Annotated in this window: 15 protein-coding genes and 1 CRISPR repeat array; all 15 genes read left to right on the top strand. The window is 39.4% G+C overall.

Features of this window, described 5'->3' with window-relative positions:
* The 15 genes from F597_RS0103855 (at position 1) to cas2 (ending at position 16044) form a co-directional block, all read left to right on the top strand.
* A complete protein-coding gene (locus tag F597_RS0103855; protein ID WP_026327094.1) occupies positions 1–2352 on the top strand; it encodes a glycoside hydrolase family 3 N-terminal domain-containing protein in 2352 nt (783 codons plus the stop codon).
* 81 nt (positions 2353–2433) lie between these two features.
* Complete coding sequence (locus F597_RS0103850) at positions 2434–3816, top strand: alpha-L-fucosidase (RefSeq protein WP_019538397.1); 1383 nt, start codon at positions 2434–2436, stop codon at positions 3814–3816.
* A gap of 74 nt (positions 3817–3890) precedes the next feature.
* Positions 3891–4097, top strand: a complete 207-nt coding sequence (locus tag F597_RS0103845) for a hypothetical protein (RefSeq protein ID WP_157278942.1) — start codon at positions 3891–3893, stop codon at positions 4095–4097.
* A complete protein-coding gene (locus F597_RS0103840; RefSeq protein ID WP_019538395.1) occupies positions 4087–4476 on the top strand; it encodes a PIN domain-containing protein in 390 nt (129 codons plus the stop codon). The genes F597_RS0103845 and F597_RS0103840 overlap by 11 nt, the downstream gene beginning before the upstream one ends.
* Positions 4477–4690: 214 nt before the next feature.
* Positions 4691–5347 carry a CRISPR-associated endoribonuclease Cas6 gene (gene cas6, locus F597_RS0103835; RefSeq protein WP_026327092.1) on the top strand — a complete coding sequence of 219 codons (657 nt, stop codon included), beginning with the start codon at positions 4691–4693 and terminating at the stop codon, positions 5345–5347.
* A gap of 134 nt (positions 5348–5481) precedes the next feature.
* Complete coding sequence (locus F597_RS0103830; RefSeq protein ID WP_019538393.1) at positions 5482–7944, top strand: CRISPR-associated helicase/endonuclease Cas3; 2463 nt, start codon at positions 5482–5484, stop codon at positions 7942–7944.
* A complete protein-coding gene (locus F597_RS0103825; protein ID WP_019538392.1) occupies positions 7941–9695 on the top strand; it encodes a hypothetical protein in 1755 nt (584 codons plus the stop codon). Before F597_RS0103830 ends, F597_RS0103825 begins: the two co-directional genes overlap by 4 nt.
* A 22-nt stretch (positions 9696–9717) precedes the next feature.
* Positions 9718–10698 (top strand): DevR family CRISPR-associated autoregulator, encoded by a 981-nt coding sequence (locus tag F597_RS0103820; RefSeq protein ID WP_044060040.1) that lies wholly within the window; start codon positions 9718–9720, stop codon positions 10696–10698.
* 2 nt (positions 10699–10700) lie between these two features.
* Positions 10701–11354 (top strand): hypothetical protein, encoded by a 654-nt coding sequence (locus F597_RS0103815; protein ID WP_157278939.1) that lies wholly within the window; start codon positions 10701–10703, stop codon positions 11352–11354.
* Positions 11355–11659: 305 nt separating this feature from the next.
* Positions 11660–12217: a type IV toxin-antitoxin system AbiEi family antitoxin domain-containing protein gene (locus F597_RS0103810; protein WP_157278936.1), complete on the top strand. Its 558-nt coding sequence runs from the start codon at positions 11660–11662 to the stop codon at positions 12215–12217.
* Entirely contained in the window at positions 12217–13080 is an 864-nt protein-coding gene (locus F597_RS0103805) for a nucleotidyl transferase AbiEii/AbiGii toxin family protein (protein ID WP_019538388.1), read from the top strand. Before F597_RS0103810 ends, F597_RS0103805 begins: the two co-directional genes overlap by 1 nt.
* A gap of 135 nt (positions 13081–13215) precedes the next feature.
* A complete protein-coding gene (locus tag F597_RS0103800) occupies positions 13216–14226 on the top strand; it encodes a coiled-coil domain-containing protein (protein WP_019538387.1) in 1011 nt (336 codons plus the stop codon).
* 13 nt (positions 14227–14239) lie between these two features.
* Positions 14240–14746, top strand: coding sequence for a CRISPR-associated protein Cas4 (gene cas4 / locus F597_RS0103795; protein WP_019538386.1), 507 nt, complete (start codon positions 14240–14242; stop codon positions 14744–14746).
* Positions 14747–14767: 21 nt separating this feature from the next.
* Positions 14768–15784, top strand: a complete 1017-nt coding sequence (cas1b, locus tag F597_RS0103790) for a type I-B CRISPR-associated endonuclease Cas1b (RefSeq protein WP_019538385.1) — start codon at positions 14768–14770, stop codon at positions 15782–15784.
* Positions 15784–16044: a CRISPR-associated endonuclease Cas2 gene (gene cas2 / locus F597_RS0103785; RefSeq protein ID WP_019538384.1), complete on the top strand. Its 261-nt coding sequence runs from the start codon at positions 15784–15786 to the stop codon at positions 16042–16044. The genes cas1b and cas2 overlap by 1 nt, the downstream gene beginning before the upstream one ends.
* A gap of 212 nt (positions 16045–16256) precedes the next feature.
* Positions 16257–17138: a CRISPR direct-repeat array (repeat unit 30 nt; unit sequence CCCAAAATTGCACCATAGTGGAATTGAAAT).

Here is a 17138-nt window from a genome sequence, read left to right as displayed (position 1 = left end):
ATGAAGAAACAAGTCACTTTCATAGTTGTTCTCTGTTTTTGTGTCGTTACTCAGTTATCCATGGCACAACAACGCTATAAAGACTCTTCCGCGCCGGTCGAAGAGAGGGTAAAGGATCTGCTAAGCCTTATGACGACAGAGGAGAAGATCGGTCAGCTGTGTTTTCCCACAGGATGGGAGATGTACACCAAAACAGGTGAATATTCCGTTACGCCTTCCGACCTGTTCAGGGAACGGATGCAAGCCATGCCTCTGGGGGGCTTCTGGGCCACACTCCGTGCCGACCCGTGGACCCGGAAAACGTTACAGACAGGACTTAATCCCAGGTTGGCGGCCAATGCGCTGAACGAATTACAAAAATATACCGTAGAACATACCCGGCTGGGCATTCCCCTTTTCTTCGCCGAAGAGTGCATGCATGGGCACATGGCTATCGGCACAACCGTTTTTCCTACCGGACTCGGGCAAGGTAGCACATGGAACCCCGGGCTGATACGGCAAATGGCGGAAGCAATCGCTCTTGAAACACGGCTGCAGGGCGCCCATATAGGATATGGTCCGATCCTCGATCTGGCAAGGGAACCCAGATGGTCGAGAGTGGAAGAAACTTTCGGCGAAGATCCGGTACTGACGGCAAAACTGGGTATTTCCTTTGTTCAGGGGCTGCAGGGAAATGATATTCGTGACGGCCGACATATCTATTCCACACCCAAACACTTCGCCGCTTATGGTGTTCCTTTGGGCGGACACAACGGACAACAGGCGCATATCGGAATGCGGGAATTATTCTCCGACCATTTGTTACCCTTCAAAAAGGTGACTGCCGCGGGAGTGAAGACCCTTATGACTTCCTATAATGCTATTGACGGTATCCCCGCTACTGCACACCGGTTTCTGCTAAAAGATGTCTTGCGCGATCAATGGAGTTTTGATGGATTTGTTTTCTCCGACCTCGGCAGTATTGAAGGTATCGCAGGTACACACCGCGTTGCACCCGATATCAAACATGCAGCCGTCATGGCATTGCAGGCGGGAGTAGATGCCGATCTGGGAGGAAATGCCTACGGAAGGAACCTGGCAAAAGCGTTGGAAGAAGGGCTTATCACCATGCAGGATATAGACGATGCCGTGGCCAACATCCTCCGGATGAAATTCGAAATGGGACTGTTTGAGGATCCGTATGTTGACCCCAATCAGGCAGCTCGTTTCGTAAGGAGTGAAGCGCATAAGCAGATCGCCCGCGAGGTAGCCCGCCAGGGTACCGTATTGCTCAAAAACAGTAATGGCGTGTTGCCTCTCCCGAAAGAGACCGGTTCCATTGCGGTGATCGGGCCGAACGCCGATAACATCTATAACCAGTTGGGTGATTATACTGCCCCGCAGGAGCGAAGCAATATTGTGACCGTGCTTGACGGGGTCAAGCAAGCCGTCAGTCCCCGGACTGTCGTCCGCTACGCGAAAGGGTGCGCCATCCGGGATACTACCCAAAGCGATATAAAAGAAGCGGTACAGATAGCCCGCCAATCGGACGTGATACTATTGGTTGTGGGAGGATCCAGCGCAAGGGATTTCAAGACAGAATACATCGAAACCGGAGCGGCAACAGTCGGCAGCAACCGGGATGAAATTCTTCCGGATATGGAGTCCGGTGAAGGATACGACCGCAGTTCACTCGACCTGCTGGGTGACCAGGAAAAGCTGCTTGATGCTCTCGCCGATACCGGAAAACCATTGATCGTAGTCTATATACAGGGACGGCCGCTCAATATGAACAATGCTTCGGTAAAAGCCGATGCGCTGCTGACAGCATGGTATCCGGGACAGGAAGGGGGCCGTGCTATTGCTGATATCCTTTTTGGAGATTATAATCCCGCAGGCAGGTTACCGGTTTCCGTCCCGCGTTCGGTAGGGCAGTTACCGGTATATTACTCATTAGGCAGGCAGGCTGATTATGTCGATGGGGGCAGTTCACCACTGTATGCCTTCGGATACGGACTAAGCTATACTGATTTCAGTTACGGTAATCTTTCCGTAAAAGCAGCACAGGATCAGGTGCGGATATCCTGCACCGTGACCAATACAGGCGGTATTGATGGAGATGAGGTAGTACAACTCTATATACGTGACAACGTAAGTTCGGTGGTTACTCCTCCCATTCAACTGAAAGATTTTCAGCGCATTCATATTCGACAAGGAGAATCGGAAAACGTGGAATTTATATTGACACACGATGACCTTGCCTTATATAACACAAACATGCAAAAAGTCACTGAGCCGGGTGAGTTTACGGTGATGATAGGGGCTGCCTCCATCGATATCCGGTTAAGAGACAGTTTCCGGATTGAAAAATAGATACCGCCGGCACAAAAATCTGTCCGGTAATTACCCACATGGCACTTTATTATAATAAACAACTTATAACGTTTAATCGCTATGAACACAAAAAAAATGATTCTGGCTGTTGTCTTTTTCACTATGGTTAGCAGCAATTTACTGTTTTCACAACGACAGACATGGAGTGAAACCAAAGAACAGAAAGCCCAAAGGATGGAATGGTGGACCAACGACCGGTTCGGCATGTTTATCCATTGGGGCATATACGCCCTGCCGGCACGGCACGAATGGGTACAACTTTATGAAAAAATTCCGGCTGCCGAGTATAAAAAATATTTCGACCATTTCAATCCCGACCTTTATGATCCCAAAGAATGGGCGGCCAAAGCCAAGAAAGCCGGAATGAAGTATGTTGTACTGACAACCAAGCATCACGACGGGTTTTGCCTGTGGGACACCCAATACACCGACTATAAGGTAACCAATACCCCTTATGGAAAAGATCTCATAAAACCTTTCGTGGATGCTTTCCGTGCTGAAGGGATACGCATCGGTTTTTATTATTCGCTGATCGACTGGCACCATCCGCATTTTGCCTTCGACCGGGGCCATCCCCCTGTTCCCACTGACCCGGAAGAGAGAAAGAAAGAGAATGCAAAACGGGATATGAATATATATCGTCAATATATGAAAGACCAGTTACGGGAACTGTTGACCCAATTCGGTCAGATAGACGAATTGTTTATGGACTTCTCCTATCCGGGTGAAGGGGGAAAAGGGCATAAGGATTGGGATTCGGAGGGTCTGGCAAGGCTCGCCCGCGAATTGCAACCGCAGATCATTATTAACAACCGGATGGATCTGGATCATACCGACTGGGGTTGGGATTATATCACGCCCGAACAATTTATGCCGCAGGAATGGCCAACCGTCAATGGTGAACGTGTGCCATGGGAAACCTGCCAGACCTTTTCCGGTTCATGGGGTTATTATCGTGACCAATATACATGGAAAAGTACACATCAGTTAATTGTAATGCTGATAGAGACCGTCAGCAAGGGGGGTAATCTGCTCCTCAACGTAGGACCCACAGCACGGGGAGTATTTGATGATCGTGCCAATGAACGTCTGGACGGTATCGGCAAGTGGATGAGATTTCATGACCGTTCAATCTACGGATGTACACAGGCGCCGGACGAATACCAAACTCCCCAGAACTGCCTTCTGACATATAATCCGGAAACACACAGGTTGTATATTCATGTGCTCGAATGGCCATTCAAGTCGCTCCACTTACCGGGATTGAAAGATAAGATCGAATACGTGCAATTGCTACATGATGCCTCGGAGATTAAATTCCACTCACGAACCCAGTCCGGCAGCCATACCGTCGAAACCTCAAGGGAGAATGATGTTATCCTGACCCTTCCGGTAGAACGTCCGAACCACGATGTACCGGTGATTGAGATATTTCTTAAATAAATCTGACTCAAAAAGAATCATTGGTTATACGCAAAAAATTATATCTTTGCATAGAAGTTTTAAAACATAAAATTATGCAAGCAATTGAATTTAACTCGTTTGTTCGAGATGGAGCAATTCCTATTCCTGAACAGTACAGAACAAAAATTACATCTGCTGTCAGGGTAATTGTGTTTTCCGAGGATAATGCTCAACATGATAGAAAAAGAAAACGATTCACGGCTATGAAATTAAGAACAAAGGATTTTGTCTTTAACCGCGAAGAAGCAAATGAACGCTAAAGCTTTTATAGATACCAATGTTTTTGTTTATTTATATTCTGAAGATGAGGAATGGAAACAAAAACGGGTTTATGATGCTATCGAAACTCATGATTGTATCACAAGTATTCAGGTAATAAATGAATTTAGTAATGTATGCCTGAAGAAACTTAAAATGCCTTCCAGCACGGTCAAAGCGGCAATAGACGAAATTACGGAAGGATTTATTGTTGTTCCGATAGGCACGGACGATATAAAGCAAGCCTTGACAATACATGAAAACTATGGCTATTCCTACTATGACTCTTTAATACTTGCTTCGGCTTTAAGTTCAGGTTGTGAGTATCTACTGTCGGAAGATATGTCACATGACCAGGTAATTTATAATCAGACCCTCTGAACGTCCCCGGCAATCATAGTGGGGAGATCTTTTGATAGTGCACACAGCCATACTCAAACACCTATTAAATATTTTTTCTTTTTAGAAGAAATATCGCTAATTTTGTATGCACTGCTTATAATAATATTTATTGCTTTATACCCTCATGAATTGAAAAGGGAAAAGTAAGGATTACCACGGTTATATATTCTATGTAAACATAGCGAAACCGAGTATGAGAATACATCTTAGAATCGATACGAAAAAGCAAGTAATCCCCTTCCACCATCAACCGCTGTTGGTAGGGTGCATACATAAATGGATGGGGCAGAATACCGAACACGGAGCGCTTTCCCTCTATTCCTTTTCCCGTCTTACGGGAGGCAGAGCCACTCAAAAGGGATTAAAATTTGATAACGGAACATCATTTTTTTTTAGCGCCCATGATCCAGAACTGATCGGTAAAATAGTGACCGGCATCATGAAGGACAAAACCATGTTTTATGATCTGGAAGTCGTTGAAGTGGCACTAAAGGAAGACCCCGATCTTAGCAAAAAGGAACGGTTTATGCCTGCCAGTCCGATACTCATCAAAAGGAGAAATGGGAACCTTATCGACCATATTCTTTTTGGCGATCCCGTTTCGGAAGAATGTATGGAAAAGACATTACGTACGAAGATGGAAAAAGTCGGTATCGTGGACGACACGCTCGAAATAAGATTTGATACCACCTACCCGAAAGCAGAAACTCAAATAATCACTTATAAGGGAGTACAAAATAAAACAAACTGGTGCCCGGTTATTATCAATGGGAAACCGGAAACAAAACTTTTCGCATGGAATGTCGGATTAGGAAATTCCACGGGGATTGGGTTTGGAGCAATAAAGTAAGGAGAACAGGCCTATAGAATAATACACGTCGCATAAAGAAAGTATTTAGGTATTATTCCCAGTAATTTTTGCGGATCGTCAATGGATATTGAGAAAACACCATTTTTGGAAAAAATTCGAAATTGAAATGTAAAATGAAAGAGACATTTAATATATTTTACAAACACCTAACAGGTTTTACCCCTTATCAATATCAGATTAAGGCTGTTGAACTATTACTCTCAGGGAAAAATGTAATTCTGTCCGTACCTACCGGAGCAGGGAAAACATGGGCTTCCGTAATGCCTTTTTTGTATGCAACTCAAAATAAAATATCAGATTTCCCACAAAAAATGATTTACAGTTTGCCTTTGCGGACATTGGCAAATTCCATTTATAATGATATTGAGGCAACGCTAAATAAAGAAGATACCCAAGCATTATACCCTGAATTGAGCAAATTAATATCCATTCAAACCGGAGAATACAGTGATGACCCGTATTTTGAAAAAAGAATTATCTTTTCAACTATAGATCAAACATTAAGCAATTTTTTGTGTTTTCCGTTACCTCTTTCACAACGACAAGCAAATATTAATGCTGGAGCTTTGATTGGCAGTTATCTGATTTTTGATGAATTTCACTTATTAGAGCCTAAATTGTCAATGGCGACAAGTTTAGGGATGATTCGAATACTAAAAAACCTATGCCATGTCTGTATTATGACTGCCACTTTGACGGATGATTATATTCAGTTTATAAAGAATGAACTTGGATTTGAAGTAGTTTCAATCAATGATTTTCCCGAAGATATCGACAAGATAAACTCACTTAAACCGGCTGAAGGTAAAATCATAAAAAAATCGGTGACCGTTTGTTCCGATAAAAAGATAAATGCTTCTGACATTCTGGATAAGCATAAAGACAAAACAATTGTAATCTGCAATAGAGTGGAGACAGCACAGAAGTTATATTTGGAATTGGAAAAGCATAAGCCAAAAGAGACAATGTTGTTTTGTATTCATTCCCGTTATTTTGATTCGGACAGAAAACAGCAGGAACAAAAAGTAAAAGAATATTTTGGCAAGGATAACAAAAAACAAAATGCGATTCTTATCGCTACACAAGTGATAGAAGCCGGCATGGACATCTCATGCGATACAATGCATACGGAGATTTCACCCATTAACTCATTCTTACAAAGGGTAGGAAGATGTGCCCGTTTTGCCAACGAATATGGCGATATATTTGTTTATGACGTTCTTAATCTTGAAGAGAAAGAAAAAATAAAAATAGAGACAGAAGATAAGGATGATCGCGCTGAAATTAAAAAATTAAACAACAAGTATCTGCCTTATAGCAAGAAACTTTGTGAGAAGTCATTAATTGAATTAAGCAAATATGATTCAATCAATGAAAACACAGCCATAGCTCTTGTAAATACCATTTTGAGAGAAGATGAAAGTCAAAAAATAGGAAACATCACAGCCAATCTATATAATATAGTAAGAATCAGGGAGTCATGGAATGATTGTAACAAAAACCATTACAAGGAAACGATTCGGGATATACAAGGCATTGAAATCGTTTTGATAGATTTAGAGAATTGGAAGAATAAAGAGATTATTCCTTGGAAGTACGAGACGATAAGCATATATAAATGGAGTTTTATTGGTTGGGCAAAGCAAATTGAACAAAACAAGATAGCCCCGGACGATTGGGTATTTGCAAAAGCCATACATGGAGAGGAAAGTGTATTTGATTTTGAATGGCAAGACAAAGATTCTTGTTTTCTTCGCAGATTGCAATTCGAAGAACTGAAAAATCATTTTGATGTTGTTTTTGTTGATAATCGTTATTTTGATTACACAACAGCAGGGTTAATGGTACATTCCAATGATAATAATATTTCATCGCCAATAAAAGATAGTCGGGAAAAAAATAAACAAATCATTACATATAAAAAGGATACGTTTTATCAACATAATAAAGCTTTATTGAACTGCTTTGAAACAGAGTTTAAACCATATTTAAAATTTACTTTTAATGAATTGGATAGATTTTGGGGCGGAAAGAATGATTGGGAGCAGTTGATACGATTGACTATTTGTTTGCACGATTACGGTAAATTGAATGCAGCCTGGCAAAAGCCAATGAAAGAATTTCAGAAGCGGAAAACAGGTATTGACAATCCAACCGAAGTATTGGCGCATACTGATTATGACGATAGTATAGACAAAGAACTTGCGAAAGAATGTCGTATAAAAAGCAAACCGCCACATGCAGGGATAGGTGCATTACAGGCATATGAGATACTCTATGATGAGTATTCTGAAAGTATTGCTAAAGGAGTATGTAATGCTATTTTAAAACATCATAGTCCTGAAACCAAATCTTTTCCTGATTTTTTTATTTCAGATATTTGTATAAAAGAAATGGAGCATCTATTAATGGAATATAAAATTAAAGGGAATCTTATAAAAAAAGAGAGAGGTGAATTATTGGATGATATAATACCAAATAATGACAAAGAATGGATACTTTATTTTTTTGTTGTCAGAATTTTACGTTTATGTGACCAAAAAGCAACAGAATCATTTGAAAAATACTATATATGAATACATTTAAGATAGAAAAACGGACAGGTACTTATGCCGAATTATTGGAAACCTATGGTTTTGCCAATTTGCTTTCCAAGGTATTTGATAGCATTAATGTTTCTGATGCTGATATTATCATTTCCGATAAAGAAGTGTACTATGAAGTGTCAACAAATGCTCCTGTATCAGATGAAATGATAGAAAAACTGAGTTATTTTCCTCTTTTTAGATATGTAAAACAAAAAACAGATAGTGAAGTGAGTCAACTTCCCGATTATTTTGATTATCCTGTTCAGAAAGAATGGAAGAGGGAACGACAGGCATTATTAAATCAAGCTTATAAAGAGTATCAGGGAAAAGATAAAAAATCTGAACGAGAGAGAAGGGTTAATGAAATCGAAAGAATTTTTGAGAATGAAAAACGTATAGACTTTACATTAGATGTTTATGCACAAATAATTACGCCAAATAATTTCCCGAGTTTTGAGAAACTCTATCAAAACTTGTTTAATAACAAAGAGTTTTTCACTCAATTTATCAATGAAATAATTCATACCTATGGAAAAGACAGCTATGTCAATAAAGAATCTGAGAAAAAAATAAAATCTCTCTCATTTAGTAAGAGTGTAACGGCAACCCAATTATATAATCCGAATCAGGGACAAGGATTAAACAAACCGAAAGCGGACGGACTTAACAGAAAGAATTTTGATTCCTCCTGGATTAGCGAAAGCCTGAAGATATCAGGAGCATTATCAGATATGATTTGTCAATTGGTAAAAGTAGGCAGTAGTTATGATTTAAAAGTTTTTGTACCTGAATACAGGCAAATTAATTATCACTTTAAATCGATTTTAATTCCGAAGTTCAAGAAATATTTAAAAGGAAATACGCCAATTGAGATAGATATACTGAATATTCTTTTGCTCACCCAAATGATAATAGAACATTCCGGATTTATGGGAAGAAGAAAAAAAGTAAAAGACATAGTTGCCGGACTACATTCTGTGTACCAAAAAGATTTGGGACAAAATAAAGCGGTTGTCAATATTGGATTTATCCAGGTTCCGGACTTTATTAAAACAGGCAGTAAAGAAGAAAACCAAACTTGGATTGATATCTTAGAGGAGCAAAGGCAAATAATAGGAAGTATAAAGGAATCAGGCGATACAGTTCAAGGATTATTATTATATCGTAATTTTATCAGTGGGTCGGATATCAATAGCTTTTTCAGATTTTCATATTGGTATGCAATTTATCTAAGTACTCGAGTTTCGAATAAGAAATACGCACGGTCATTTTCAATAGAAACACTTAATCAATTTTATAAATGTATGGATACAAATGAATTAAAATTATCGGAAATCATCTCAAATATTGGGTTCAAAGCGGTTGCAGGAGCAATCCGCAAAAGTACTGTTTCGTTACAGTACACCCCGAAAGAAAATCGTAAATACGATGTTCGGTATGGGATAGCACAAACTTTACAAAACAAATCAAAATCAAAAGAAGATTTGGCTGAATTTACAGGAGAATTTATAGCTCTCTATAATTCGGAGACTGCACGTCAAGCTGAAAAAACCGGCAGCTCATTAAGAGCAAGTGTCAGGGAAAATGAACTTATCGAATTTTATACTCTGTTGGATAAATTTCCCTCCAAGTTGGTTGGAGCATTATTAGCTTCTTATGGATTTGCTCTTCCTGCAAAGGAAACAACCAAATCGAATGAGCAAGAACAAGATACAACAGAAGAAATAGTTGAAGAATAATAACAATTTAAATCATACAAAAATGGCAAAACAAGTAGCATCAATCTCAATCAGTGGAGAAATAACATTAAACCTTCACTCGCTCAACAATGAAGGTGGAGAAGGTAATCAAATCATGACTCGTCAATTAACTATCATTGATAAGGAAGGGAACGAACAAACAGTAAATGGTGTCAGTGGAGATATGTTCAAGCATATTCATGCAGGGCATTTAGTTAATCATAGCGTTGAAAGCGGATTAGCATTGAGCGATTATTCCAGGAGGTTAGACCCTAATAGGATTTCATCCGCTGATTTATTGAAAAAATTTCCTAATGTGGGGGAAAAAGACTCTAATTCGTCAGAAGTAATTGACGCATTAATTAAAACTTGTACAGTATGCGATACGCATGGTGTATTGATAACGGATAAAGTCGGTGAAAACAAAGGGGCTTCTAATACGCCAAGAAAATCAGTGATTGAATTCGCATGGACAGTTGGTATTCCTGATAAAAATAATACGGAAACCTATGTTCACACAAAGTTAGTTGCGGATGCGGGAGAAAAGGGAAGCGGAACCGGAAGCAATGAAGGACAAAATATTTTTCATCGTCCTGCCAATTACGGTGTTTATGCTTTTGTTTGTAGTTTAGATGCATATCGTATCGGCTTCAATGATATCTCGCGTAAATACTCTATTGAAGAGTCGGAAAGAATTAGTAGATACAAAGCAATTCTTCAAAGCTTACTAAGTTCATTCCTTAATCCTAAAGGGGCAATGACAAGCACTCAGAAGCCACATATTACAGATTTTAAAGGAGTAGTTGCAATATCATATAAATTATTACCGGCTCCAACTATCAGTGCTATCAATCCTAAATATAAACAAGAAATAGAGACAATTGCAAGAAATCTTAATTCAATAGAAACAGAGTCTATTGAGATTAAAAATTTTAATGGATTGGGAGAATTATCTGCAATTTTTGTGGAACTTATCAAGGATAAACCATATAAAATTCAATGATTATGAGGTTTTCAGCGATTTATAGACCTACTGCATTATTTTCTCTGCGGGATAGTAACTCTACAAGTTCCGGTGCAAAATCGTTGTTTTTACCGTCTCCCTATGCAATTAAAATGGCTTTTCTTAATCAGGCAATTTCATTAGGAGGTGAAGATTTTTATGAGAATAAAAAGCATTTTGAAATCATTCGGGATGCAGCTATTGATTATTATATTAAGGGGAACTTTTGCGTAAATAACTGTTTCATTAAGATTCAAAAGCAACGGGATAATGAACCATTCAAATCTACCGTGAGTTTTCGGGAATATGTCTTTATAGATGATGATTTGGAAATAATCTTTGAAGTTAATAATGATGAAGGCGCTGCGTTTTTAAAACAATATCTTCATCGGATAAATCACTTTGGAAAACGTGGTTGTTTCTTTCAGTTTGTAAGATACAATGATAACCCAAACGAACCTAATGTTAAGGTATTTGACGTGAAAGACGTGTCATTTGGTTTGTTGCAGGAATACGATGATTTTGCAAATAAACTTACTTTTGATAATGTCAACAGTTATAGTAATGCTAAAACTACACGAAGTAAAAAGATTCTGGTATTACCATTAATAAGTCAAAATTCTTCAAAGTCATATACAAGTTATAAATGTGTATAACATCGTTACCTTTTGTTGCAATAAAATGTGTACTTTTGCTATGGAATATTGCAACAAAAAGTAATAAAAATATGAGGACTAACAGAAAAAATTTATCTCAAGACGAATTGGCTTTTTTAAAGTCAATAAATGATAATGAGTTACTATTCTTTGAATTTGATAAAGTTCTGTCAATGGGAGGGTATAGTATAGCTGTATTACAAGATATACTTACAAGATTAACAGCAAAAGAAATTTTATATCGAATTGAAAAATCGAAGTATTGTGTTCGTAATTTCCGTAATCCGTATGTTATTGCCAATGTTTTGTTGAAAAACAGTGCTGTTGCCTACTGGTCGGCGTTAAACTTGCATGGACTGACGGAACAGATTCCGAATGTGGTGTATGTGCAATCTTCATCGCGCAAAAACGACAAGAAGGTGTTTGGTGTACGCTACAAGTTTATAAAGGTAAAACCGGAAAAACTGTGCGGACATGTCCAGGCGGGTTATGGCAATGAAGCCTATTATATGACGGATGTGGAAAAGACCTTGCTGGATTGCTTTGATCTACCTCAATATTCGGGAGGATACGAGGAATTGATACGGGCATTCTATATGGCGGCACCGAGTAGTACTAAACTTTTGAAATATGGTAAACAAATGAATAATTTATCCGTATTAAAGCGGATGGCTTATTTGTCCGAGTTATTTGAGATGAAAGGGTTCATCCGCTTTCAATCCGAAGTGCTTAAGCTCGTGAACCGGAAATATTCTTTGTTAGACCCGTCAAGCAGTGATGAAGGTATATTTAATTCCAAATGGCGTATCCGCGTAAATGTTCCGGAAGATAAATTATCGTCTATGATCAACAAGATGTATTGATGATTTTACAGCGTGAAATACTGAGGATTGCGGAAAAAGAAGGAGTTCCTCCCGATACAATTGACAAAAACTGGGTACTGGGACATGTTCTTGCTGCTTTGTTCCGTAACGAATGGGCTCAAGAAAACTTAATTTTCAAGGGCGGAACCTGTTTGAAAAAATGCTATTTTGACGATTATCGCTTTTCGGAGGACCTCGATTTCACGCTGGCAAACACTCAACTACAAATAACAAACAAAATGTTACAATCGGTCTGCGATGCGATTACAATGCAGATTGGAATTCTGTTCTCAAAAGTGAAAATAGAACCTGTTTGGTGGAATGATATGCAGGTAGGCTACACGTCAAATATCCGATTCTGGGGAGCCAATCACAAAAAAACGCATCAACCTCCGGATGACAAGAGATGGACAACCATGATTAAAATAGAGATCGTACATTATGAGAAGATAGTAAACGCTCCTGTCCCGCGTTTGCTTTTAAGCAACTATTCGGATGCTTGTTTTTTTGAACAAATATTAATCCCCTGCTATTCTTTGACGGAAGTGATCGCAGAAAAGTTCAGGTCTTTGTTACAAAGAAGTTATCCGGCTCCAAGAGATTATTATGACTTGTGGAAGTTGCTACAGCAGCCGGAACTAATAAATTGGGAAGCCATTAAAACAACTTTCAAACAGAAAGCGGCATTTAAGAATATCCCTTTTAAAGATTATGGAGATTTTTTTGAAGAAGAACAGATAAAAAAAATGAAACAAGCGTGGGAAAACAGTCTGAGGGGTCATTTGAAAGAAAATATGCTTCCTTCTGTCGATCATGTTTTGGAAACGCTAAAAGTGTTGTGCAGTAAAGTAAAATGGACATAAAATCCCCCGTACCGCATAATCATGCCCGGAATTGTCGGAGAATGGGTTCTTTTCAGGCAAAAAGCATGAGAAATCATCCAAAATAATTAATTTTGAAACGAACAACGAACAATAAATTCACTAAACAAAACAAATATGGTAACGGAAAAGAATACAAAAGTAGAAATTCTCAAAGCATATGACGCTTTATTGAAAAAAGTACAGGAAGAAAAAGCCGGTGTCCCCAAACAGGTGCAGGAAGAAAAAGTAAAAAAAGAGATAGTGGAAAAGGTTGCCGGCATCAACAATGAAAACATTACAAAGAGCATTGCCAACCTCAAATCTTCGCTAATCAATTCGTTGGATGAACTTCAGGCGAGCTTAAGCGGCGAATTCAAGAAACTGGAAGAGCTCCGTGCCGCCATCACCATTGAAAAACAGTATCTTGAAGACCTCTATTCCCTGTCGGCCAACACCGACTCACTGGCGGCCATGCTGCTTGCCCAAAAGGAAAAGAAAGAAAGTTTCGAGCAGATGATGAAAGAGAAAGAAGAAGCTTTCAACAAAGAGATAAACGAAAAGAAAAACCAATGGGAGCAGGAACAGGCAAAGCATAAAACGGAAGAAAAAGAATATGCCGACGAATTAGTCAAGCGACGCAAGCGTGAAGAAGACGAATATCAGTACACGTTGAAAGTAACCCGTCAGAAGGAAAAGGACGAATACGAGACGAAAAAAGCCAGCCTCGAAAAAGAGTTGACCGACCGCAGGGCAGCGTTCGAACAAGAAATAGCACAACGGGAACAGACGGTCAAAAACGCGGAAACGGAACTCAACGAGTTAAGAAAAGAAAATGCTGCATTTCCCGACAAACTGGAAAACGCTGTTCGAGCAAAAGAAGAAGAGGTCGCAAAAGCATTGAAAACGCAGTACGATTTTGATATAAAGCTTGCCTCTAAACAACACGAAGGAGAAATCCGGTTAAGAGACCAGCAGATTAAGTCGCTGCAAGAAAAGATACAGGAGTTGCAGGCCCAGGTAAAAGAATACGGTGAAAAAGCCACGAATGCGGAAGCCGGCGTTCGGGATATCGCCGTAAAAGCCATCGAAAGCGCGGCCAAGATAAAGTCCGTCGAACGGATAGAACCTTTTTCATCCAAAGAATAACCGGTTTCCCATCATGCAGGTCACAGGCACCCATTTTAATTACTATCAGGTTTGTAAACGAAAGCTCTGGCTGTTTGCAAACGGGATCAACATGGAGCACACGTCCGACTTGGTGTATGATGGCAAACTCATCCATGAAAATAGCTATCCACAACGTCCTGAACGGTATGAAGAGTTGGAAGTGGACGGTTGCAAAATCGATTTCTATGATGCCCGCAACAAAATCATCCACGAAATAAAACGATCTGACAAGGTTGAACGGGCGCACCAGTGGCAGGTGAAATATTACATTTTTGTGTTGGAACAAAACGGGATCGATGGTGTTAGCGGACTGTTGGAATACCCCACACTGCGCCATACCGAACAAGTAACGATATCAGATGAAGACCGGACGAAAATCATGGAAATGAAAGAACGCATAAAGGAAATCATCCGGTCCGACAATTGCCCTCCCATCATCAACGCCAGAATATGCAAGAGTTGCAGTTATTTTGAGTTTTGTTACGTGGAAGAAGAATGAATGATTAAAGCATAAGCGTTCATGAAGAAAACCTATTATTTGTTTAACCCCGGTACGTTGCAGCGTAAAGACAATACGTTGAAGTTTACACCTGTCGAAGAAGATGGCAACGGATTGGAACATCCGGGACAACCACGATATCTTCCTGTGGAGAACATCGCGGAATTTTACGCTTTCGGATCATTGAATGCCAATAGCGCTCTCTATAATTTTTTAGGGCAGAACGACATTGCCGTCCACTTTTTTGATTATTACGAAAATTATACCGGATCGTTTATGCCACGAGACAGCCTATTGTCGGGAAGAATGCTTCTGGCCCAAACATCGCATCATCAGGATAAGAAAAAGCGTATTATACTGGCTCGAAAGTTTGTAGAAGGTGCTGCTTTTAATATGCTGAAAAATCTCCGGTATTATCATACACGCGGAAAGGATCTGGATGGAATCATCGAAGTTATAGAACGGTATTCTTTGCAATTGTCTGCTACATCGGATGTTGCTGAATTGATGGGACTTGAAGGCAACATCCGTCAAACCTATTATGATGGATTCAGCCTGATCATTAATGATTTTCAGATGAATGGCCGAAGTAAACGGCCACCACGCAATGAGGTGAACGCGCTAATTTCATTCGGAAACATGATGTGTTATTCGCAATGCCTCCGGGCGATTCATCAAACGCAACTCAATCCGACGATCAGTTATCTTCATACACCGGGCGAACGTCGCTATTCGCTCTCACTCGATGTTTCGGAGATATTCAAACCGATTTTGGTCGATAGGGTGATCTTCAAACTGCTGAATAAAAAGTCTCTGCAGGAAAAACACTTCGATCATAAGCTCAATCGCTGTCTGCTGAATCCCAACGGAAAAAAGATATTTGTACAAGCTTTTGAAGAACGTTTGACAGAAACCATTCAACACCGTTCCCTAAAGCGGAAAGTAAGTTACCGGCATCTTATTAAGCTGGAATGCTACAAGTTAAGCAAACATCTGCTCGGGATGGAAGAATACAAACCTTTTAAAATGTATTGGTAATGTATGTGATTCTCGTGTACGATATTGGAGAGAAGCGTGTCGGAAAAATGCTTAAACTCTGCCGGAAGTATTTGAATTGGATCCAAAATTCGGTTTTCGAAGGAGAGATTTCGGAAGTACAGTTGAAAGAATTAACTTTACAGGCAGAGAAACTAATGAAAGAGGAAGATAGCCTGATTATTTTTTCCGGACGAAGCGAAAAATGGTTAGAGAAACAAATCATTGGTAAAGAGAGAAATAGTATTGACAATTTCCTGTAGAGGGTTGTCGATAATACCTATTTATAGCCTGTTTCTGCTGTCTGTCTCCTTTAAGAGATCTTTGACTTATTGAAAATCAGATGATACAATCAGTTGTCGATCTCCAAGGATTTTCATATCTTTACCGATCGACAACTTTTTTACATAAAAATTGTTCTGTATTTTAAACTTTCATGCTGATAACCAGCATTCTTTTTTGCCGTTTTTAACGCCCCAAAATTGCACCATAGTGGAATTGAAATTCATTCATATTCATTTTCTTTTCTCCTTTTCTGTAAACCCAAAATTGCACCATAGTGGAATTGAAATGAATAAATGTGACGCAAATCATTTTTTTCGAGTAGCCCAAAATTGCACCATAGTGGAATTGAAATCGCCTAACTACGCACTTATCATTCTCGTACACGTCCCCAAAATTGCACCATAGTGGAATTGAAATTATTCATCAAATTAAGAAGATCGGCATCATTTAGCCCAAAATTGCACCATAGTGGAATTGAAATGAATTAAGGGGCAAATTGGAAGAGCTTGGGTATAGATCCCAAAATTGCACCATAGTGGAATTGAAATAAGAGTACATGATGATAGTGCTGATATGCTTTACTGCCCAAAATTGCACCATAGTGGAATTGAAATTGGTTTGGCGAGCTGGCAATGAAATGCAGTAGATACCCAAAATTGCACCATAGTGGAATTGAAATCGCCTAACTACGCACTTATCATTCTCGTACACGTCCCCAAAATTGCACCATAGTGGAATTGAAATCAGTAAAACGGCAGTTTGGATTCGAACTGGGCGAATCCCAAAATTGCACCATAGTGGAATTGAAATTTCATCTCAATAGTTTTTCGTTAATTCTCACTTGCCCAAAATTGCACCATAGTGGAATTGAAATGATAATGTGGCTTACTTAAAGTAACCGGTTTGCAGCCCAAAATTGCACCATAGTGGAATTGAAATTTCATGTGTGAACGGATGAAGGGCGGGCTATGTCTTTCCCAAAATTGCACCATAGTGGAATTGAAATCTTTTGATTCAATCGCTGTAATCAAATCCTTGTAAGCCCAAAATTGCACCATAGTGGAATTGAAAT

Source organism: Proteiniphilum acetatigenes DSM 18083, assembly GCF_000380985.1.
Classification (GTDB): Bacteria; Bacteroidota; Bacteroidia; order Bacteroidales; family Dysgonomonadaceae; genus Proteiniphilum; species Proteiniphilum acetatigenes.
Note: the sequence above shows the minus strand (reverse complement) of the source record. Positions and strands in the feature narration are given on the sequence as shown.

Excerpts from the sequence above, each read along its gene's own strand:
- F597_RS0103855 (WP_026327094.1), top strand. The coding sequence starts at position 1 with ATGAAGAAACAAGTCACTTTCATAGTTGTTCTCTGTTTTTGTGTCGTT.
- F597_RS0103850 (WP_019538397.1), top strand. The coding sequence starts at position 2,434 with ATGAACACAAAAAAAATGATTCTGGCTGTTGTCTTTTTCACTATGGTT.
- F597_RS0103845 (WP_157278942.1), top strand. The coding sequence starts at position 3,891 with ATGCAAGCAATTGAATTTAACTCGTTTGTTCGAGATGGAGCAATTCCT.
- F597_RS0103840 (WP_019538395.1), top strand. The coding sequence starts at position 4,087 with ATGAACGCTAAAGCTTTTATAGATACCAATGTTTTTGTTTATTTATAT.
- cas6 (WP_026327092.1), top strand. The coding sequence starts at position 4,691 with ATGAGAATACATCTTAGAATCGATACGAAAAAGCAAGTAATCCCCTTC.
- F597_RS0103830 (WP_019538393.1), top strand. The coding sequence starts at position 5,482 with ATGAAAGAGACATTTAATATATTTTACAAACACCTAACAGGTTTTACC.
- F597_RS0103825 (WP_019538392.1), top strand. The coding sequence starts at position 7,941 with ATGAATACATTTAAGATAGAAAAACGGACAGGTACTTATGCCGAATTA.
- F597_RS0103820 (WP_044060040.1), top strand. The coding sequence starts at position 9,718 with ATGGCAAAACAAGTAGCATCAATCTCAATCAGTGGAGAAATAACATTA.
- F597_RS0103815 (WP_157278939.1), top strand. The coding sequence starts at position 10,701 with ATGAGGTTTTCAGCGATTTATAGACCTACTGCATTATTTTCTCTGCGG.
- F597_RS0103805 (WP_019538388.1), top strand. The coding sequence starts at position 12,217 with ATGATTTTACAGCGTGAAATACTGAGGATTGCGGAAAAAGAAGGAGTT.
- F597_RS0103800 (WP_019538387.1), top strand. The coding sequence starts at position 13,216 with ATGGTAACGGAAAAGAATACAAAAGTAGAAATTCTCAAAGCATATGAC.
- cas4 (WP_019538386.1), top strand. The coding sequence starts at position 14,240 with ATGCAGGTCACAGGCACCCATTTTAATTACTATCAGGTTTGTAAACGA.
- cas1b (WP_019538385.1), top strand. The coding sequence starts at position 14,768 with ATGAAGAAAACCTATTATTTGTTTAACCCCGGTACGTTGCAGCGTAAA.
- cas2 (WP_019538384.1), top strand. The coding sequence starts at position 15,784 with ATGTATGTGATTCTCGTGTACGATATTGGAGAGAAGCGTGTCGGAAAA.